The organism is Isoptericola sp. NPDC056618 (assembly GCF_042792715.1).
In the GTDB taxonomy this organism is placed as follows: Bacteria; Actinomycetota; Actinomycetes; order Actinomycetales; family Cellulomonadaceae; genus Isoptericola; species Isoptericola nanjingensis.
In genome coordinates this window covers 1-18,375 of record NZ_JBHTVZ010000034.1, presented here as the reverse complement: position 1 = coordinate 18,375, position 18,375 = coordinate 1, and the positions used below count along the sequence as shown (strand labels likewise).

20 protein-coding genes and 1 tRNA gene are annotated in these 18,375 nt (G+C 76.0%); 12 read left to right on the top strand and 9 right to left on the bottom strand.

The annotated features are described in order from the left end of the window. Positions 1–59 precede the first annotated feature (59 nt). From rplA to ACFQ8T_RS21540, 5 genes are all read right to left on the bottom strand, one after another. Positions 60–770 (bottom strand): 50S ribosomal protein L1, encoded by a 711-nt coding sequence (gene rplA, locus ACFQ8T_RS21560; protein ID WP_430548498.1) that lies wholly within the window; start codon positions 768–770, stop codon positions 60–62. A gap of 139 nt (positions 771–909) precedes the next feature. Further along, positions 910–1,341 carry a 50S ribosomal protein L11 gene (rplK, locus tag ACFQ8T_RS21555; RefSeq protein WP_430548497.1) on the bottom strand — a complete coding sequence of 144 codons (432 nt, stop codon included), beginning with the start codon at positions 1,339–1,341 and terminating at the stop codon, positions 910–912. A gap of 70 nt (positions 1,342–1,411) precedes the next feature. Next, positions 1,412–2,260: a transcription termination/antitermination protein NusG gene (gene nusG / locus ACFQ8T_RS21550; RefSeq protein ID WP_430548496.1), complete on the bottom strand. Its 849-nt coding sequence runs from the start codon at positions 2,258–2,260 to the stop codon at positions 1,412–1,414. Positions 2,261–2,322: 62 nt separating this feature from the next. Beyond that, a complete protein-coding gene (secE, locus tag ACFQ8T_RS21545; RefSeq protein ID WP_430548495.1) occupies positions 2,323–2,583 on the bottom strand; it encodes a preprotein translocase subunit SecE in 261 nt (86 codons plus the stop codon). 129 nt (positions 2,584–2,712) lie between these two features. Then, positions 2,713–2,788 (bottom strand) — tRNA-Trp (locus ACFQ8T_RS21540). A gap of 245 nt (positions 2,789–3,033) precedes the next feature. Between ACFQ8T_RS21540 and ACFQ8T_RS21535 the strand changes: the two genes are divergently transcribed. From ACFQ8T_RS21535 to ACFQ8T_RS21500, 8 genes are read left to right on the top strand one after another with little or no spacing between them, the layout of a single operon-like run. After that, entirely contained in the window at positions 3,034–3,981 is a 948-nt protein-coding gene (locus tag ACFQ8T_RS21535; RefSeq protein WP_430548494.1) for an ABC transporter ATP-binding protein, read from the top strand. Then, positions 3,978–4,877, top strand: coding sequence for an ABC transporter permease (locus ACFQ8T_RS21530; RefSeq protein ID WP_430548493.1), 900 nt, complete (start codon positions 3,978–3,980; stop codon positions 4,875–4,877). Before ACFQ8T_RS21535 ends, ACFQ8T_RS21530 begins: the two co-directional genes overlap by 4 nt. Beyond that, the gene (locus tag ACFQ8T_RS21525) at positions 4,864–6,159 is read left to right on the top strand and encodes a sensor histidine kinase (RefSeq protein WP_430548492.1); all 1,296 of its coding nucleotides are present in this window, start codon (positions 4,864–4,866) and stop codon (positions 6,157–6,159) included. Before ACFQ8T_RS21530 ends, ACFQ8T_RS21525 begins: the two co-directional genes overlap by 14 nt. Next, a complete protein-coding gene (locus ACFQ8T_RS21520) occupies positions 6,156–6,803 on the top strand; it encodes a response regulator (RefSeq protein ID WP_430548491.1) in 648 nt (215 codons plus the stop codon). The genes ACFQ8T_RS21525 and ACFQ8T_RS21520 overlap by 4 nt, the downstream gene beginning before the upstream one ends. 38 nt (positions 6,804–6,841) lie before the next feature. Continuing rightward, positions 6,842–7,921 (top strand): adenosine deaminase, encoded by a 1,080-nt coding sequence (locus ACFQ8T_RS21515; RefSeq protein WP_430548490.1) that lies wholly within the window; start codon positions 6,842–6,844, stop codon positions 7,919–7,921. Positions 7,922–7,928: 7 nt separating this feature from the next. Continuing rightward, complete coding sequence (locus ACFQ8T_RS21510; RefSeq protein ID WP_430548489.1) at positions 7,929–8,297, top strand: hypothetical protein; 369 nt, start codon at positions 7,929–7,931, stop codon at positions 8,295–8,297. Further along, a complete protein-coding gene (locus tag ACFQ8T_RS21505) occupies positions 8,297–9,868 on the top strand; it encodes a sensor histidine kinase (RefSeq protein ID WP_430548488.1) in 1,572 nt (523 codons plus the stop codon). Before ACFQ8T_RS21510 ends, ACFQ8T_RS21505 begins: the two co-directional genes overlap by 1 nt. After that, on the top strand, positions 9,865–10,521 hold the full coding sequence (locus tag ACFQ8T_RS21500) for a response regulator transcription factor (RefSeq protein ID WP_429764814.1): 657 nt from the start codon (positions 9,865–9,867) through the stop codon (positions 10,519–10,521). The genes ACFQ8T_RS21505 and ACFQ8T_RS21500 overlap by 4 nt, the downstream gene beginning before the upstream one ends. A 232-nt stretch (positions 10,522–10,753) precedes the next feature. On the opposite strand, the gene ACFQ8T_RS21495 is transcribed toward ACFQ8T_RS21500, so the two are convergent. The 4 genes from ACFQ8T_RS21495 to ACFQ8T_RS21480 form a co-directional block, all read right to left on the bottom strand. Then, entirely contained in the window at positions 10,754–11,164 is a 411-nt protein-coding gene (locus ACFQ8T_RS21495) for a hypothetical protein (RefSeq protein WP_430548487.1), read from the bottom strand. Between the two features lie 118 nt (positions 11,165–11,282). After that, positions 11,283–12,638, bottom strand: coding sequence for a phosphotransferase (locus ACFQ8T_RS21490; RefSeq protein ID WP_430548486.1), 1,356 nt, complete (start codon positions 12,636–12,638; stop codon positions 11,283–11,285). Between the two features lie 118 nt (positions 12,639–12,756). After that, positions 12,757–13,866: a DNA glycosylase AlkZ-like family protein gene (locus ACFQ8T_RS21485; RefSeq protein ID WP_430548485.1), complete on the bottom strand. Its 1,110-nt coding sequence runs from the start codon at positions 13,864–13,866 to the stop codon at positions 12,757–12,759. Between the two features lie 37 nt (positions 13,867–13,903). Then, positions 13,904–14,845, bottom strand: a complete 942-nt coding sequence (locus tag ACFQ8T_RS21480; RefSeq protein WP_430548484.1) for a LysR family transcriptional regulator — start codon at positions 14,843–14,845, stop codon at positions 13,904–13,906. 71 nt (positions 14,846–14,916) lie between these two features. On the opposite strand from ACFQ8T_RS21480, the gene ACFQ8T_RS21475 reads away from it, so the two are divergent. The 4 genes from ACFQ8T_RS21475 (at position 14,917) to ACFQ8T_RS21460 (ending at position 18,300) form a co-directional block, all read left to right on the top strand. After that, a complete protein-coding gene (locus ACFQ8T_RS21475; protein ID WP_430548483.1) occupies positions 14,917–15,939 on the top strand; it encodes a DMT family transporter in 1,023 nt (340 codons plus the stop codon). Between the two features lie 10 nt (positions 15,940–15,949). Beyond that, positions 15,950–17,188, top strand: a complete 1,239-nt coding sequence (locus ACFQ8T_RS21470; RefSeq protein WP_430548482.1) for a sensor histidine kinase — start codon at positions 15,950–15,952, stop codon at positions 17,186–17,188. Beyond that, positions 17,185–17,850 (top strand): response regulator, encoded by a 666-nt coding sequence (locus ACFQ8T_RS21465; RefSeq protein WP_430548481.1) that lies wholly within the window; start codon positions 17,185–17,187, stop codon positions 17,848–17,850. Before ACFQ8T_RS21470 ends, ACFQ8T_RS21465 begins: the two co-directional genes overlap by 4 nt. A 153-nt stretch (positions 17,851–18,003) precedes the next feature. Then, entirely contained in the window at positions 18,004–18,300 is a 297-nt protein-coding gene (locus ACFQ8T_RS21460; protein ID WP_430548480.1) for an SHOCT domain-containing protein, read from the top strand. Positions 18,301–18,375: the final 75 nt, after the last annotated feature.

Sequence of the window (18,375 nt, the reverse complement as noted above, 5' to 3'; positions counted from 1 at the left end):
GCCCGGCCCCCCCCCGGGTGCCGGGCCGTCGGCGGTGGTTCAGCGGGTCCCTGTCGGGATCACGCCTCCTCGAGCAGCTTCGAGGTGCGCGACTGGTCGAGCGGGATGCCCGGGCCCATCGTCGTCGTCATCGTGGCCTTGGTGATGTACCGGCCCTTCGAGGACGTCGGCTTGAGACGCAGGACCTCGTCGAGCGCGGCGGCGTAGTTCTCCACCAGCGCCTTCTCGTCGAAGGACGCCTTGCCGATGATGAAGTGCAGGTTCGAGTGCTTGTCGACGCGGAACTCGATCTTGCCGCCCTTGATGTCGGACACGGCCTTGGTCACGTCCATCGTCACGGTGCCGGTCTTCGGGTTCGGCATGAGACCACGGGGGCCCAGCACCTTGCCCAGACGACCGACCTTGCCCATGAGGTCCGGCGTCGCCACGGCGGCGTCGAAGTCGGTGTAGCCGGCCGCGACCTTGGCGATCAGGTCGTCGCCGCCGACCTCGTCGGCGCCGGCCGCCACGGCCTCCTCGGCCTTGGCGGCGTTCGCGAAGACGATCACGCGGGCCGTCTTGCCGGTGCCGTGCGGCAGGTTGACCGTGCCGCGGACCATCTGGTCGGCCTTGCGGGGGTCGACGCCCAGGCGGAACGCGACCTCGACGGTCGCGTCGTACTTGACCGTCGCGGTCTCCTTGGCGAGGCGGACCGCCTCGAGGGGGCTGTACAGGTTCTCGCGGTCGATCTTCTCGGCCGCGGCGCGGTACGCCTTGCTGCGCGTTGCCATCTGCTTCTCCTTCTGCAGTCGTGGTGAGCGGGTCCGCGCGGACCCTGCCACGTGCCCGACGTCGTTCGCCGGGACTTGGTCCGAGCCGCCCGGGCCGGACCGGACGGATCCGGTCAGGCGCGGGCGGCCCGGTCGCGGATCACTCCGCGACGGTGATGCCCATCGAACGAGCGGTGCCGGCGACGATCTTCATCGCGGCGTCGATGTCGTTCGCGTTGAGGTCCTGGAGCTTGGTCTGTGCGATCTCGCGGACCTGGTCCTGGCTGAGCTGCGCGACCTTGACGGTGTGCGGGGTCGCGGAGCCCTTGGCCACACCGGCGGCCTTCTTGATGAGCTCGGCGGCCGGCGGCGTCTTCGTGATGAACGTGAACGAGCGGTCCTCGTACACGGTGATCTCGACGGGGACGACGTTGCCGCGCTGCGACTCCGTGGCCGCGTTGTAGGCCTTGCAGAACTCCATGATGTTCACGCCGTGCTGACCGAGCGCGGGGCCGATCGGCGGGGCGGGCGTGGCCGCACCGGCCTTGATCTGGAGCTTGATGAGGCCGGAGACCTTCTTCTTGGGAGGCATGACTCTTCCCTGTCTTTCTTGTTCGTGGGCCGACGCCGTGGGCGATGACCCGGTTGCAGTACCGCGTCCGTCAGATCTTGGCGACCTGGTTGAACGACAGCTCGACCGGGGTCTCCCGGCCGAAGATGGAGACGAGGACCTGGAGCTTCTGGGCCTCGGCGTTGATCTCGGAGATCGTGGCCGGCAGCGTGTCGAACGGGCCGTCCGTGACGGTGACCGACTCGCCGACCTCGAAGTCGACCTCGACCGGGGCCTTCGCCGTCGCGCCCGACGACGCCGCGGCGGCCTTGCCGGCCTCGGGGGCGGCCTCGACGAACACCGGCGCCAGCATCGAGTAGACCTCGTCGAGCGTCAGCGGCACGGGCTGGTGCGTGTGGCCGACGAAGCCGGTGACGCCCGGCGTGTGGCGCACGGCGCCCCACGACTCGTCCGTGAGGTCCATGCGCACGAGGACGTAACCGGGGATGCGGACGCGGCGGACGGTCTTCTTCTGCGCGTTCTTGATCTCGGTCACCTCCTCCATGGGGACCTCGATCTGGAAGATGTAGTCCTCCATGTTCAGGCTCTGGATGCGGTTCTCCAGGTTGGCCTTCACACGGTTCTCGTACCCGGCGTACGAGTGGATGACGTACCAGTCGCCGAGCTGCGAGCGCAGGGTGCGGCGGAACTCCTCGGCCGGGTCCTCGACGACGTCGCCGTCGGCGTCCGCCGGGCGCTCGTCCTCGGCGGCCTCGTCGGCGTCGGAGTCCTCGGCTTCGGTGTCCTCGGCGTCGGTCTCGTCGGCGGAGTCCTCGACGGCCTCCTCGGGCGCCGCGTCCGTGGCGGGGTCCGCGGGCACGTCGAGGTCAGCCGCGGCGCCGTCGGCGTCGGGCTGGGTGGGGTCGACGTTCTCCGTCTGGTCCAGCGGATCCTGGGACACGAACGAACCTGCTTTCTGGAATCTGCTTGCTTCGGGGGCGGGCGTCCGGCGGCGGGCCGAGGTCAGTCGCCGAAGAGGGCGAGGACGCCCAGTCCGATGACCCAGTCGAGGGCCACCACGAACAGCATGACCACGGTGACGAACACCAGAACCACGATCGTGTAGTTGACCAGCTCCGAGCGGGTCGGGGTCACGACCTTGCGGAGCTCCGCGACGACCTGGCGCACGAAGAGCGCGATGCGCGCGAACAGGTTCGGGCGCTTGCCGGTGGTGGACCTGCCACCGCCGGGCGTCCCCACGGCCTCAGCCGGTGACTCGCTCACTCGTCTACCCCGTTTCGCGTTCCCGCCGCGGCCGCGCCACCTGCCGGCGACGCACCCACGGCACTGACTCCTGGCGTTCCGGGGTCATGCGGATGGCCCCGCTGCGCGCGGCCCCGCGGGGGATCACGCTGGCAGGGTAGACAGGACTCGAACCTGCAACCTGCGGTTTTGGAGACCGCTGCGCTACCAATTGCGCCACTACCCTTCGTGCTCGACGCCCCTGTCGCCACGCTCGAAGCACCCCGGAAGGGCGCGTTCGATCTTGGCGGGCATCAACCACCGAGGGACAACTGTACGCGACGCGGAGGGCTGGGTCGAACCACGCCCGCACCACGCCCGCACCACCGCCCGAACCCCGGCCCCGGCCGCACGCCGTCCACCGATCGGTGGACGCCCGGTCCCGTCGTCCGAGGCTCCCGCAGGACCCGCCGCGAGGGCGACGCTCGACGCATGACCTCGACGACGACACCCTCCCCGGCTCCCCCGCCGGCCGACCCTCGCGGGCGTCCCGGCGATCCCTCCCCCGGCGCACCGGGCGCCTCCGGCGCCGCCGTCCGCGTCCGCGGGCTCGCGAAGCGCTACGGGGCCAAGCAGGCGGTCGACGGGCTGGACCTCGACCTCGCGACGGGCGAGATCGTCGCCGTGCTCGGCCCCAACGGCGCGGGCAAGACGACGACGATCGAGATCCTCGAGGGCTTCCGCGACCGCGACGGCGGCGAGGTGCGCGTGCTCGGCGAGGACCCCGCCCGGGGCGGGCGCGCGTGGCGGGCGCGGCTCGGCGTCGTCGCGCAGGACTCGCGCGACCAGGCCGAGCTCACCGTCGCGGAGTCCGTGCGCTCCACCGCCCGCTACTTCCCGGCGCCCCGCGACCCCGACGAGGTCGTCGAGGCCGTGGGCCTCGCGCCCAAGGCGAGCGCACGGGTGCGCTCCCTGTCGGGCGGGCAGCGGCGCCGGCTCGACGTCGCGCTCGGCGTCGTCGGCCACCCGGAGCTGCTCTTCCTCGACGAGCCGACGACGGGGTTCGACCCGCAGGCCCGGCGCACGTTCTGGGACCTCGTCCTGCGCCTGCGGGACGCCGGCACGACCATCCTGCTCACCACGCACGACCTCGCCGAGGCCGCGCACCTGGCCGACCGCGTCGCCGTCGTGCGCGACGGGCGCGTCGTCGCGGAGGGGACGCCGGAGACGCTCGGCGGCCCCGACGCGCGCACCCCCCTGGTGACCTGGACCGCCGACGGCGCCCCGCACGCCGAGCGCACCGACGCCCCGACCGCGTTCGCCGCGCACCTGATGGCGACCGTCGCCGGCGCCGACGGTGAGGTCGCCGACCTGTGCATCACCCGCCCCAGCCTCGAGGACGTCTACCTGGGGCTGCTGACCTCGGAGGACGACCGATGAGCACCACGGACCAGGTCTCGACACGCCGGGCCGACGGGCCGACGGGCCCGGCCGTCGCGACGGCGGCCTGGGTGGGCAGGGGCGGGCGGCTGCCCGGTATCGCCCGGCTCACCCTGGTGCGGGCGGGCGTGGAGCTGCGCCAGTTCTGGCGCGAGCGCGACGCCGTGGTCTTCGTGTTCGCCTACCCGATCGTCATGCTGGCGATCTTCGCGTCGGTGTTCGGGAGCGAGGACCAGGGCACCGAGGTCGCGCAGATCGGCTTCGCCCAGTACTTCCTGCCCGGCATGGTCGCGACCGGCATCATGCTCACCAGCTTCCAGTCGCTGGCCGTCTCCATCGCCGTGGAGCGCGACGACGGCACGCTGCGCCGCCTGCGGGCCACTCCCCTGCCGGTGACCGCGTACGTGGGCGGCAAGGTGGCGCTGACGCTCGCGACGTCGGTCGTGCAGACGGCCCTGCTGCTTGCCGTCGCGGCCCTCGCCTTCGACGTCCCGCTGCCCACCGACGCCGGCCGCTGGGTCACGTTCGCCTGGGTGTTCGCGCTCGGCGCCGCCACCGGCACGGTCTGCGGCGTCGGGTTCTCGTCCCTGCCGCGGTCGGGCCGGTCCGCGAGCGCCGTCGTGACGCCGGTCGTGCTGGTGCTGCAGTTCATCTCGGGCGTGTTCTTCGCGTTCTTCGCCCTGCCGGGATGGATGCAGACCCTCGCCTCGGTGTTCCCCCTCAAGTGGATCGCGCAGGGCATGCGGTCCGTGTTCCTCCCGGAGGAGATGGCCGCGCTCGAGACGAGCGGGTCCTGGCAGCACCCCGCGACCGCTGCTGTACTGGTCGCATGGCTGATCGTGGGGCTCGTCGTCGGGGTGCGCACCTTCCGGTGGCGGCGCCGTGACGACGGCTGACGACGCCCCCGGCACGGGGGGCGGCACCGCGGCGGACCCCGGGGCCGACGACGAGCTCGCCCGGGTGACGGCCGACCCCTGGGACCGGCAGGTCGTGTGGTGGGACGTCGGGTTCGTGCTCATCGTGCTGCTCACCGCCTCGGCGATGGCGCTCGGCGGGGACACCGACGCCCGCGGGCTGTGGACCGCGTACGCGGCGATGGCGGTGATGCTCGTCGCGTACGCGGTGTGGGGCGCCCCCGCGGCGCGCAGCCGCGACCAGCGTCGGGCGCTGGCCTACACGGTCGTGCTGATCGTGGCGACCGCGGTCGCCGTCGCCCAGGGCGGCCTGGCCACGTTCCTGCTGTTCGCGTCGTTCACGCAGCTCTGGATGCTCCTGGAGCCGCCGCGCCGCGCCGTCGTGGCGAGCGTCGCGCTCGGCGTCGCGACCACGTTCGCCATCGCGGCCCAGCAGGGGTTCGACGTCCCGACGCTGATCGAGGCCGCACCGCAGATGGGCATCGCGATCGCGTTCTCCGTGCTGCTCGGGCTCTGGTTCGCCGCGACGATGCGCCGCTCGGAGGAGCGCGCTCGCCTGCTGCACGAGCTGCGCCGGGCCCAGGCGGAGCTCGCGGAGTCGCACCACGCCGCGGGCGTGACGGCGGAGCGCGAGCGCATCGCCCGGGAGATCCACGACACGCTGGCTCAGGGCTTCACGAGCGTCGTGACGCAGGCGCAGGCGGCGACGGCGGCCCTCGACCGGGGCGAGCAGGACCGTGCCCGCGAGCGGCTCGTGGTCGTGGAGCAGACCGCGCGGGACAACCTCGCGGAGGCCCGCGCACTCGTCGCCGCGTTCGCGCCCGTGCCCCTGCAGGGCTCGACGCTCGCCGAGGCGCTGCGCCGGCTGGCCGACCGGTTCACCGCCGAGACGGGCACGCCCGTGCTGCTGGACGTGGCCGGCGCGACGGCCCCGGCCCGCGCCGGCGGCGCCACCGGCCACGCGGCCGCCGACGTGGTGCTGCTGCGCGCGGCGCAGGAGGCCCTGGCGAACGTGCGGCGGCACGCCGGGGCCCGGAGCGTGACGATCCGGCTGACGCGCGACGCCGACTTCGGGGCGCCCGACGTCCGGCTCGAGGTGACCGACGACGGCCGCGGCCTGCCGCCCGGCCAGGTCGACGGGCTCGGGCTGGCCGGGATGCGCGAGCGGGTGTCCGCGGTGGGCGGCACTCTCGCCGTCGAGCCCGGCGAGGGCGGCGGCACGCGCGTCGAGGTGCACGTGCCGGTCTCGGGCGGTGCGGCGTGACGGGCCCGGGGACGGGCGCGACGGTGCGCGTGCTGGTCGCCGACGACCACCCGGTGGTGCGCTCGGGGATCATCGGGATGCTCGACGGCGAGCCCGACGTCGAGGTGGTGGGCGAGGCCCCGGACGGCGAGGTGGCGGTGGCGCTGGCCGGCGAGCTGGCGCCCGACGTCGTGCTCATGGACCTGCGCATGCCGCGCCTCGACGGCGTGGGCGCGACGGCGCGCATCGTCGGGGCGTCGCGCGGCGCCGGGCCGAGCGTCGTCGTCCTCACGACGTACGACACGGACGCCGACATCCTGCGCGCGGTCGAGGCGGGGGCGACGGGCTACCTGCTCAAGGACACCCCGCGGGACGAGCTCGTGGCGGGCGTGCGCGCCGCCGCGCGCGGCGAGACGGTGCTGGCGCCGGGCGTCGCGACCCGGCTCGTGACGAGCGTGCGCACCGCGGCGGAGCGGCCCACCGCGCGCGAGGCCGAGGTGCTGGGCCTGGTGGCGCGCGGCCTGTCCAACGCCGCCGTCGGGCGGGAGCTGTTCATCGCGGAGGCCACGGTGAAGACGCACCTGCTGCGGGCGTTCGCGAAGCTGGGCGTCGACGACCGCACGGCCGCCGTGACCGTGGCCCGCGAGCGCGGCTGGCTGCCCTGACCGGGCCGTCGCCCGCGAAGTCGGGGCAGACTGGCGCCGTGCGCGATCTGGCGAAGCTCCCCAAGGCCCACCTGCACCTGCACTTCACGGGGTCGATGCGGGTGCCCACCCTCCGCGACATGGCGGTCGGGCACGGCGTGCGGCTGCCCGGCGCCCTGCTGGACGGCGACCCGCTGCGGGTGCCGGCCGACGAGCGCGGCTGGTTCCGCTTCCAGCGCCTCTACGACGCGGCCCGCGCGTGCGTGCGCTCGGAGGCGGACATGCGCCGCCTGGTCGACGAGGCCGCGGCGGACGACGCCGCCGAGGGGTCGCGACGGCTCGAGATCCAGGTGGACCCGACGTCGTACGCGCCGTTCGTCGGGGGCATCACGCCGGCGGTCGAGATCGTGCTCGACGCCGCGCGGGCCGCGAGCGCCGCGCACGGCGTCGAGGTGGCGGTGGTCGTGGCCGCCTCGCGGATGCGGCACCCGCTGGACGCACGCACGCTCGCCCGCCTCGCGGCCCGGTACGCGGGCGAGGGACCCGGCGAGGTGGTGGGCTTCGGGCTGAGCAACGACGAGCGGCGCGGCGACACCGCGGAGTTCGCCGCCGCGTTCCGGATCGCGCGCCGCGCCGGCCTGGCGTCGGTGCCGCACGGCGGCGAGCTGCTCGGGCCGTCGCACGTGCGCGACGTCGTCGACGCCCTGCACCCCGACCGGCTGGGCCACGGGGTGCGTGCCGGGGAGGACCCGGCGCTGCTCGCCGAGCTCGTGGAGCGCGAGGTCGCCCTGGAGGTGTGCCCCGCCTCGAACGTCGGCCTCGGCGTCTACGCCGACACGTCCCAGGTGCCGCTGCGGCCCCTGGTCGAGGCCGGGGCCCGCGTCGCGCTCGGCGCGGACGACCCCCTGCTCTTCTCCTCCCGGCTGCTCGACCAGTACGTCGCCGCGCGCGAGGTGCACGGGTTCACCGACGCCGAGCTGGCAGACCTGGCGCGGTCGTCGGTGCGCGCGAGCCGCGCCGCGGAGGGGACGCGGCGCCGCCTGCTCGCCGAGATCGACACCTGGCTCGCGGCGCCGGACCCGGGAGCGGGCGCCGGGGCCGACGCGCTCTCATCTGCGTCTCATCCGCCCGCGGGATGATCCGGGCATGGCTGAACGGTCCGGACGTCGGTGGCGCGCCGCGGTGCCCTGGGTGCTCGGGGTGGCGCTGGTCGCGCTGATCGGCGGGGTCCTCGCCGCCGCCCTGTCGTCCGAGCCCGAGGACCGGGACGTGGGCGGCGTGGTGGTCGTCTCCCCCACGCCCGACCCGGCGTCGCCGACGCCCGACCCGTCCGGGGACCCGACGCCGTCGCCGTCCGGGAGCCCCTCGCCCACGCCGACGCGCACGTCCGACGACGGCGGCGTCGCGCCCGTCCCGCCCACGGACGACGACGATGACGACGACGGGCCCGACGACGATGACGACGACGGCCCGGACGACGATGACGACGCCCCCGACACGGACAAGGACGACTGATGGCGCGAGCCCCGCGGCCCCAGGGCGGGCCCACCGTCCGCACGCGCATCCTGGCCGTCCTCCTCGCCCTCACCGCGCTCGCGCTCGCGCTGGCCGGGGCCACCGCGTACCTCCTCACGTACGACCACGTGGACGACCGCATCGACGCCGACCTCTCCGAGAGCGCGCAGGAGCTGCAGACCCTGGGCGCGTCCGGGGTCGACCCCGTGACCGGCGACCCGTTCTCCTCCGCGGAGGAGGTGGTGATCGCCGCCATCCAGCTCGACGTGCCCGCCCGGCACGAGGGCGTGCTCGGCCTGCGCACCGGCAAGCGGCCGCTCGTCTCCCAGCAGGCCGTGGAGGTGCACCTGCAGGACGACCCCGAGCTCGTCGCGGCGGTGACCCCGCTGCTCACGTCGGAGACCGCCGTGCTGCGCACGATCGGCACCTCGACGACCGACTACCGGGTGCTCGTCGCGCCCGTCGCCCCGGTGACGGCGTCGGGCGATCCCGCCGCCCTCGTCCTCGCCTACGACCGGGACGCCGAGCACGCCGAGACGCAGGCCGTCTTCCGCGGCTACCTCCTCGTCGCGCTCGCCGCGCTGCTCGTGACGGGGGTCGTCGGGTGGCTGCTCGCCGGGCGCCTGCTGCGACCGATCCGGATGCTCGCGCGCACCGCGCAGCAGATCGGCGAGTCGGACCTGTCCGCCCGGATCCCGGAGTCCGGCAACGACGACCTCACCCACCTCACCCGCGCCTTCAACGGGATGCTCGACCGGCTCGAGGGCTCGTTCGAGTCCCAGCGCCGCCTGCTCGACGACGTCGGCCACGAGCTGCGCACCCCGCTGACGATCGTGCGCGGGCACCTCGAGCTGATGGACACCGCCGACCCCGCGGACGCCGCCGAGACGCGGGTGCTCGCCCTCGACGAGCTCGACCGGATGCACCGCCTCGTCGACGACCTGGTCACCCTCGCGACCGTCGGGCAGCCCGACTTCGTGCGGCCGGCGCCGGTGGAGCTGGGCCGGCTCACCGACGACGTGCTCGACAAGGCGCGCACGCTGGGCGAGCGCACCTGGCTGGTCGACTCGCGCACCGACGCCCGCACCATGGCGGACGCGCAGCGCCTCACCCAGGCCTGGCTGCAGCTCGCCGCCAACGCGGTGAAGTTCTCCGCGCCCGGCTCCGTGGTGGCGATCGGGTCGCGCACGACGCCGGACGGCGCACGCGTGCGCCTGTGGGTGCGCGACGAGGGCGTCGGCATCGGGCCCGACGACCTGGAACGCATCTTCGACCGCTTCGCGCGCGGCGAGCACGACGGCGAGCGGCGGGAGGGCTCCGGGCTCGGCCTGGCGATCGTCGCCGCCATCGCCGAGGGGCACGGCGGCGAGGTGACGGTCGAGTCCGCCCCGGGCCGGGGCTCCACGTTCGCGGTCGTCGTGCCGGTGCTGCCCGTACCGGACGCGGGCCCGGACCCGACCCCCGGCCGCGCCGTGCCCCCGGTCGGCCGGACCGCGCCGACCGCGCGCTCCGCCCCCACGCCCGAGCTGCCCCCGCGCACCGCCCCCGACCGGGAAGGACCCGCCACGTGAGCCAGATCCTCATCGCCGAGGACGAGACGCGGATCGCGTCGTTCGTCGCCAAGGGGCTGCGCGCCTCCGGCTACGCGAGCACCACGGTCGCGACCGCGCGGGAGGCGTTCGACCTCGCGTCGTCGGGCGACTTCGACCTCATGGTGCTCGACCTCGGGCTCCCCGACCAGGACGGGTTCACCGTGCTGCGCCGGCTGCGCGAGGCCAAGGTGACCCTGCCGGTCATCATCCTCACCGCGCGCACCTCCGTGGCGGACACGGTGGCCGGCCTCGAGGGCGGCGCCGACGACTACATGCCCAAGCCGTTCCGCTTCGAGGAGCTGCTGGCGCGCATCCGGCTGCGCCTGCGGGCCGAGCCGGCGGGCGAGGTCACGGTGCTCAGCCACGGCGACCTCAGCCTCGACCTGCGCACCCGCCGGGCCACCGCCGCCGGCGTCGAGGTGGACCTGTCCGCGCGCGAGTTCGCGCTCGCCGAGGCGTTCCTGCGCAACGCCGGGCAGGTGCTCAGCCGCGAGCAGCTGCTCTCGCGTGTGTGGGGGTACGACTTCGACCCCGGCTCCAACGTGGTGGACGTGTACGTCCGCTACCTGCGCAACAAGCTCGGCGCCGAGCGGTTCGTCACCGTGCGCGGCATGGGGTACCGCCTGGCCTGAACCCGGGCGCAACGCATCGAGCGTGCTGAATCGATCCTCACGACCAGGGGGTTGTTGTGTTTGAAGAAAACGCGATCAGGTTGGGGGGGGGGGGGCAGGGGGGGGGCCCCGCGGGGGGGGGGGTGGCCCGCGCGTCCCCCCCCCGGGCCCCCCCCCCCCCCCGGTTGCTTACCCACCCCCCCCCGGTGTTTTTTGTCACCCAATTCAGCACGCTCGATGCGTTGCCGGGGGGTCAGTCCGTGGAGGCCGCCGTCGGGGCGGTCTTCGCCGACTGCGGGGTCACCGGGCTGACCGGGGACGCCGCGGTCTGCGCGGTCGGGGCCGTCTGAGCGGTCTGCGCGGACTGGGCGGACGGCGCCGTGTTCGCGGTCTGCGTCGTGGGCGTCGTCGTCGGCGTGGCGACCGATCCCGCCGTCACGGTGGTGATGGACGTGCCGTTCTGCACCGCCGCGGGCGACGGGCTCGCGGACGACGCCGTGGCCGACGCCGTCGACGAGGCCCCGTCGTCGCCCACCTGGACGGCGTCGGCCACGACCGCGTCGCTCGGCGTGCGGTCGAACGTGCCCTGGGCCGCGGCGACGCCGGCCCCCAGGCCGACCGCGCCCAGCGCGCCGGTGACGATCCATGCGCTGCGTGCCTTCATGGTGCTGCTCCTTCGTCGGTGCGGGTGGTGCGTGGTTCCCGGCGGGCTTCTCCCGCCGACTGGTTCCCAGCCTCCGAGGCCACCGTGAGAGGGCCGGGAGGCGTGGATGAGAGGGTTCTCAGACTGCGGCCGCGTCCGTGGCGAGGCGCTCGGCGACGTCGAGGAGCGCCCCGGCGGCCGCCGCGTCCTCGGCACCCGCGGCGAGCGAGACGACGACGGACGCCGCCCGGGCGCGGAGCAGGGTCGGCTCCACCGCGCGGCCGAAGACGTCGAGGCAGCGGTCCACCAGCCCGCCCACGCCCGCGTACGCGGCCGGGTCGAGCGAGGGCAGCACCGCCAGGTGGGCGACGGCGCACGCCAGGTCGTCGACGAGGTGCCCCGGGCCGAGCGTGTCGACGTCGAGCACGGCTCCGACGCGCGGGTGGTCCCCGGCGCCGACGACGGGCTCCAGCAGCAGGTTGGCGGCGTGCAGGTCGCCGTGCGTCACCACGAGCGGGCCGGGGTCGCCCGCGGCGACGACGGTGCCGATCGCCTCGCGCAGCGCGGCGAGCCGGGCGGCGTCGACCCCGTGCACGATGGCGAGCGCGCCGAGGTAGTGGGCCGACCGGTCGGCCCAGGCCGGGCGGCGCGGCAGGGCGAGGCCTGCGCGCGGCAGCGAGGTCGCGACCCGCAGCAGCTCCGCCGGGTCGACGCACGCGGGCTGGTCGGCGGCAGGCGTGCGCGCGACGAGCTCCGCGACGGACTCCCCCGGCACCTCGTCGAGCAGGACGACGCCGTCGGCGGACCAGGACCGGACCCGCGGCGCGGCCACGCCGCCCGGACGCGCGGCGAAGAGCGCGTGCCGCCGCACGAGATCGTCGACGCGCGCCGGACGCACGACCTTGACGTACGCGGCGCCGTCGGCGGTGCGCGCCCGCAGCACGGCCCGGCGCAGCGGCCGGTACGTGACCGTCTCCAGGGACAGCAGCGGGGCGTGGGCGCCCGTCGCCCGCAGCCGCTCCGCGACCCGGTCGGGCGTGCTGCCCGCCGCCAGACCGGGCAGTGCCGGGTCGTGCGGGTGGCGCCACACGTGCACCGAGCGCCCGCCGTCGTCGAGGCGCACGACGCCGGGGCCGAGGCCGCCGTCCCGGTCGGCACGGTCGGCACGGTCGGCACCGTCGGTACGGTCCCGGTGGTCGCCGCGGGCGCGGCGGAACGCGGACGCGCGGGCGCTCGTCGCGAACAGGTGCTCCGGCCCGCGGATCGTGCGGCCACCGACCTCGCGCCCCGCCACGACGTCGTACGCCACGGTCACCTCGGCCCCGGGGCGCGCGTGCACCTGCCGCACCGACCACGACTCGAGCGTGGCGCCGTCGGCCGCGAGCGCCGCGCCCAGGACGCCCTCCGCCTCGTCACCGGTGAGCAGGTCGAGCCAGGCGCGGTGGTCCGCGGGCCGGGTCGGGGCGGGGCTGGTCGGGGCGGGGCTGGTCGGCACGTCGCCATCCGAGCGGTCGCGCGCGTGACCGCGGTGAGACGTCGATGAGAGGACTCTCATCCGCCCGGGCCGGACGGACGGTGCGGACCCGGTCCGGGGGACCGGTCGGAGGGAGTGGTCAGAGGGAGACGTCGTCGAGCCCGAGCCACGCGGCGAGGTCCGCGAGCTCGGCACGCACCGCCTGCGACACGTCGGGGTCGAACGGCAGGTCCTCGTGGATCGCGTCCACCCGGAGCACGCCCGCCTCCCGGTCGGCGGTGGGGTCGACCTTGCCGACGAACCGGTCCCCGTGCAGCACGGGCAGCGCGAAGTAGCCCCAGCGGCGCCGGTCGCGCGGCTTGTACATCTCGAGCACGTAGTCGAAGTCGAAGACCTCCAGCAGCCGGACGCGGTCGTGCACGAGCGCGTCGAACGGCGAGAGCACCGCGGTGCGCCCCTCGAACGGCTGGTCGACGGCGTCGAGGGCCGCCGGGTCCACGAGCCACGTCCGCTCGGTGCCCTCCACCGTGGCCGGCGTGCCCGCCAGGTCCACGTAGTCCTCGTCCCCCGGCAGACCGGGCAGGCGGGCCTGGGTGATCCCCCGCGCCCGCACGCGGCGCGCGACCCGTGCGCGCGCCGCCTCCGGGCGCGGCAGCGGCTCGACGTCCGGGTACACGCGCTCGGCCAGGTCCCACAGCCGGTCGCGGCCCCTCCGCCCGCAGACGGCGACGTCGCCGTGCAGGCTCGCGAACTCCAGCATCTGCGTGACGTTGCGGTGCCCGGTCCAGCCGGAGGAGCGCCAGGGCCGCACGCTGGTGTCCGGGACGTCGCGGGCGACGAGCGGCCCCTCGGCCTCGAGCAGGCGCAGGACGTCGTCGAGGAACGGCGCGTTGTCGTGGAACCAGCTCGAGCGCCAGTCCCCGAACGGCCACCGGCGCATCTGCTCGAGGTACAGGGGCAGGTCCTCCGTCGGCCGCACCGTGCCGCCGAGGCGGAAGAGCATCCGGTCGGCGAGCGCGTCCTCGACGGCGCCGGGCCACGTCGCGCGGCCGAGCCTCGACCACGGCACGAGGTCGACGGCGGGTGCGACGACCGCGGTCGGGTCGACCGGGAGCACCATCAGGTGGTCGACCGTCGCGAGGAGGTCGTCCGGGCGGTGGGCGTCGAGCAGCTGGGCTCGCACCGCGATGCGGCGGGCCTGGTCTCGCGTCAGCCGTACGGGCGCGCCCGCGGCTCGGTCGGTGACCACGCGACGACGGTAGCGCCGGGCCCCGACACCCGGGCGGCTACCCGCGGACGTCCGTCACGGCCGCCGCGACGGACCTGCCCGCGGCGACCACCTGGTCGAGCACGGCGAGGGTCGCCGGCCCGGGCGCGCCGCCGGTCGTGCGGTGCCGGGCGACGATCTGTCGCGTCCCCAGCCCCGGCAGCGCGACGACCTGCACGGCGTCGGGCAGGAGGTCCCCCGCCGCGAGCGCCGGGACGACGGCGACGCCGAGGTCGGCGGCGACCAGCGCGAGGGCGACCGCGTAGTCGTCGTACCGGTGCGTCAGCGGCGTCGTCGCCCCCGAGGCGGCGTGCGCGCGCTGCACCGCGCGGTCGGCGGCGTGCCCCGGTTCCGCCCCGAGCCAGGTGGCGTGCCGCAGGTCGGTCAGCCGCTCGGGCGCGGGGCGGTCGGCGGGCAGCACGACCAGCCACGGCTCGTCCAGGACCGGCACGTCGCGCATCCCCGCGGGGGTGGTCCGCCCGATGGCGCTCTCGGTCTCGGTGAGGATCAGGTCGAGGTCGCCGCGGCGCAGGTCCCGCTGCGCGGCCTCCCCCTCCGTCTGGCACAGGTGGACGTCGAGACCGGGGGCGGTGCGCGCCAGCCGCCCGGCGAGGGGCGCGAGGAGGCCGCCGACCAGGGTGGGCGACGCCCCGACGACGACCGTCCCGCTCGGCTCGCCCGCGAGCTCCGCGAGGGCCCGACGCGTGTCGGTGAGCTCGGCCTCGATGCGCTCCGCCGCCGCGACGACCAGCCGGCCGGCGGGCGTGAGGACGGCCCCCGCCGGCTGCCGGTCCACGAGCCGCTGCCCGGACTCCGCCTCGAGGCGCGCCACCTGCTGCGAGACCGCCGACGGGGAGACGCCGAGCGCCTCACCGGCGGCCACGATGCCGCCGTACCGGTGCACGGCGAGGAGGGTGGACAGCCGGCGCGGGTCCAGGTGCATCGGAGAACCGTGGTGCATCGGAAAATCTTAAGGCAGACCTCGGCGAACTTCGATTGATCTGCAGCACCGCTCCTGCGCACGATGGGCCGGTGCTGACGTCGACCCTCCCGCCCCGACCCGTACGCGGGCACGTCCCGGCCCGAGCCGGCGCCGCCCTCGTCGCGGCGGGCGCGCTGCTCTGGGGCACGGGCGGGGTCGCGGCCGCGACGATCGGCGCCCACAGCGCGATGCCACCCACCGCGGTCTCCGCGCTGCGCCTGCTCGGCGGCGGCCTGGCCGTGCTCGCGGTCACCGCGGCCACCGGGCAGCTCCGGCGCGTCCCGCTGACCCGTGCCTCCGCCCGGCACGTCGCGCTCACCGCCGCGCTCACCGCCGTCTTCGGGGCCGCCTACTTCCAGTCCGTCGCGCACGTGGGCGTCGCCGTCGCGACCGTGGTCGCCCTGGGCGCGGCGCCGCTGGTCGTGACGGCCCGCTCCGCCGTCCGCGCGCGCCGGCTCCCGCGCGTCACGGTGCTCGCGGCGCTCGCGACGTCCGTCGTCGGGCTCGCGCTCGTCAGCGGCGTGCACCCCGTCGCGGGCACGACCCGGGACCTGGCGTGGGGCCTCGCCCTCGCGCTCGTGGCCGCCGTCGCGTTCGCGGCGACGACCGTGGTCAACCGGCGCGTGCTGCCGGGGCTGGGCCCGGCCCCGCTGCTCGGGACGTCGTTCACGCTGGCGGGGCTCGTGTCGCTGCTGCCCGCAGCCGGTGCAGGCCTCGCCCTCGGCTCCCTCGACGCCACCGCGTGGTGGACGCTCGCCTTCCTCGCCCTCGTGCAGACCGCCGTCGGCTACCTGGCGTTCTACGCCGGGCTGCAGCGCGGCGTCGGCGCCACGTCGGCGGCGCTGCTCTCGCTGCTGGAGCCCGTGGGGGCCGCCGTCCTCGCGGTCGTCGTGCTGGGCGAGGCCCTGACGCCGGCGGCGGTGCTCGGCATCGCCCTGGTCCTCGGCGCCGTGCTGCTCGCCCGGGACCGGCCGGCGACGCCCCGGGTGGGTGCCCGCCCGGGGGCGGATGGTCCCCCGGGACGACCCGGTACGGCACCCCGGGCGGACGCGCGGGAGGGCGCCGCGGCGTAGCGTGCCGGGCATGGACCGCGGCCCGCTCGACCGGTGGCGCCCCCGGCTGTTCCTCGCGGTGGCGCTGGCCGTCGTCGTGACGGTCGGGACGTTCGGGGCGTCGCACTGGCAGCCCGGGGCGCGCGACGTCGACGCGCTGGGGCTGCTGCTCGCGCTCGTCGGGCCGGTCGTGCTCCTCACGCTGCCCCGGCGGCCGGTCCTCGCGGTGCTGCTCGCGGTCGGAGCCGTCGGCACGTACCTCGCGCTCGGCTACGCCTGGGGGCCGGCGCTGGGCGGCACGGTCGGCGTCCTGGTCATGGTGCTCCTCACCGGGCCCCCCGCCCGGGCGCGGGTCGTCGCCTGGTCGGGGGCGCTGCTGATGTGGGGCGTCGTGGTGGGCGCGGCCGCCCTGCGCGACGACGGCTCCCGCGTCGGCGGCCTGCTCGGCGGTGCCGCCTGGACCGCCGTCGCCCTGCTGGTCGCCACGGGCGTCCGCGAACGGCTGGCGCGGGCCGCCGCCTGGCGGGCCGCCCGCGCGGACCGGGAGCGGACCGCCGTCGCCACCGAGCGCCTCCGCATCGCTCGCGAGCTGCACGACGTGCTCGCCCACTCCCTGTCCGCGATCAACGTGCAGGCGGGCGTCGGCCTGCACCTCCTGGACCGCGACGTCGACCAGGCGCGCTCCGCGCTCGCGTCCATCAAGACCACGAGCCGCGACGCGCTCGACGAGGTGCGCGCCGTGCTCGGCGTCGTCCGCGGAGAGGGCGACGGCGTCACCCCGCCGACCGACGCCCCCGAGCCGCGCACGCCCACCTGGGACTTCGCCGCCCTCCCCCGCCTGGCGGAGCCGCTGCGGGCCCGCGGCGTGGCCGTGCGCTTCGACGTCGACCCGGCGCTGCGGCCGCCGGGGGCCGTCCCCGGGCACGTCGCGGGCGTGGCGTACCGCGTGGTGCAGGAGTCGCTCACCAACGTGGGCCGGCACGCGCCGCGGGCGCGGACCGTCGTCGTGCGCGTCGCCCGCGACGACGACCTGCTGCGCGTCACGGTGGACGACGACGGCGGCCCGGTCGGTGCGCACGACGGGGACGGAGTCGGTTACGGGCTCCGCGGGATGCGCGAGCGGGTCGAGGGCGCGGGCGGGTCGCTCGCCGCCGGGCCCGCCGCACGCGGGTTCGCCGTCGCCGCGACGATCCCGCTGCCCGCCGACCTGTCAGACGCTCAGCGTCCCCGGGCACCACGCACGTCCGACACCACGCAGGAGGACGCATGATCCGGGTGCTGCTCGCCGACGACCAGGCGCTGGTGCGCGGCGGCTTCCGCGCGCTGCTGGACGCCGAGGCCGACATGACCGTCGTGGGCGAGGCCGCGACCGGCGACGAGGCCGTGCGCCTCGCGCTGCAGCTGCGGCCCGACGTCGTGCTCATGGACGTGCGGATGCCCGGGGCGGACGGGCTGGAGGCGACCCGGCGCATCGTCGCCGACCCGGGTGCTGGCGGCGTGCACGTGGTGGTCGTGACGACGTTCGAGCTGGACGAGTACGTGGCCGAGGCCATCCGCGGCGGCGCGAGCGGCTTCCTCGTCAAGGACACGGAGCCCGCCGACCTCGTACGCGCGGTACGCGTGGCGGCGGCCGGCGATGCCCTGCTGTCCCCCGGCGTCACCCGTCGCCTGCTCGCCCGGGTCGCCGACGCCACCCGCGACGTGCCGCCGCCGCCCGGCCTCGACGACCTCACGGCCCGCGAGCGCGAGGTGCTCGTCGAGGTGGCCGGCGGCCTGTCCAACGACGACATCGCGCGCGCCCTCTACCTGTCCGAGTCGACCGTCAAGACGCACGTCTCCCGGGTGATGGCGAAGCTGGGTGCCCGCGACCGCGCGCAGCTCGTCGTCGCGGCGTACGAGGGCGGCGTCGTGCGCCCCGGCTGGACCGGCTGACCCGCGCTCCGCACGGGCACGCGGGCCCGCGCGGGCGGCACGACGGGACGACGCAGGTCGGCACGAGGGGCTGACGACGGGGCCCACCCCACCGGGCGACGGTGGTGGCGACGGGTTCGCACCGGGCGGGCCCACCGTCACGAGGAGTCCTCGATGCTCACCACCGCCACCGCGATCGCCGCCCCTGCGGTCGCCTCCGCAGCCGAGATGGGGCACCCGTACGCCGCCGGCGGCGGGCCGGGCTGGTGGATCGTCTTCCCGATCCTGTGGTTCCTGCTCTTCGCCACCGTCGTGTTCCTCGTCGCCCGCCGCGCGCGGCGGTACGGCCCGCCGTGGGCCCGTGGCGGTGCGGGCGGCGTCGACGTCCTGGGCGAGCGCTACGCCCGGGGAGAGATCGACGAGGCCGAGTACCGGCAGCGGCTCGCCGTCCTCAAGGAGGACCGCCGCTGATCACCCCTTCCAGCAAGCGATCTCTCGCGTCATCGGACCCGATGACGCGAGAGATCGCTTGCTGGAAGGGTCGGT

Excerpts from the sequence above, each read along its gene's own strand:
- rplA (WP_430548498.1), bottom strand. The coding sequence starts at position 770 with ATGGCAACGCGCAGCAAGGCGTACCGCGCCGCGGCCGAGAAGATCGAC.
- rplK (WP_430548497.1), bottom strand. The coding sequence starts at position 1,341 with ATGCCTCCCAAGAAGAAGGTCTCCGGCCTCATCAAGCTCCAGATCAAG.
- ACFQ8T_RS21535 (WP_430548494.1), top strand. The coding sequence starts at position 3,034 with ATGACCTCGACGACGACACCCTCCCCGGCTCCCCCGCCGGCCGACCCT.
- ACFQ8T_RS21530 (WP_430548493.1), top strand. The coding sequence starts at position 3,978 with ATGAGCACCACGGACCAGGTCTCGACACGCCGGGCCGACGGGCCGACG.
- ACFQ8T_RS21510 (WP_430548489.1), top strand. The coding sequence starts at position 7,929 with ATGGCTGAACGGTCCGGACGTCGGTGGCGCGCCGCGGTGCCCTGGGTG.
- ACFQ8T_RS21505 (WP_430548488.1), top strand. The coding sequence starts at position 8,297 with ATGGCGCGAGCCCCGCGGCCCCAGGGCGGGCCCACCGTCCGCACGCGC.
- ACFQ8T_RS21495 (WP_430548487.1), bottom strand. The coding sequence starts at position 11,164 with ATGAAGGCACGCAGCGCATGGATCGTCACCGGCGCGCTGGGCGCGGTC.
- ACFQ8T_RS21480 (WP_430548484.1), bottom strand. The coding sequence starts at position 14,845 with ATGCACCACGGTTCTCCGATGCACCTGGACCCGCGCCGGCTGTCCACC.
- ACFQ8T_RS21470 (WP_430548482.1), top strand. The coding sequence starts at position 15,950 with ATGGACCGCGGCCCGCTCGACCGGTGGCGCCCCCGGCTGTTCCTCGCG.
- ACFQ8T_RS21465 (WP_430548481.1), top strand. The coding sequence starts at position 17,185 with ATGATCCGGGTGCTGCTCGCCGACGACCAGGCGCTGGTGCGCGGCGGC.
- ACFQ8T_RS21460 (WP_430548480.1), top strand. The coding sequence starts at position 18,004 with ATGCTCACCACCGCCACCGCGATCGCCGCCCCTGCGGTCGCCTCCGCA.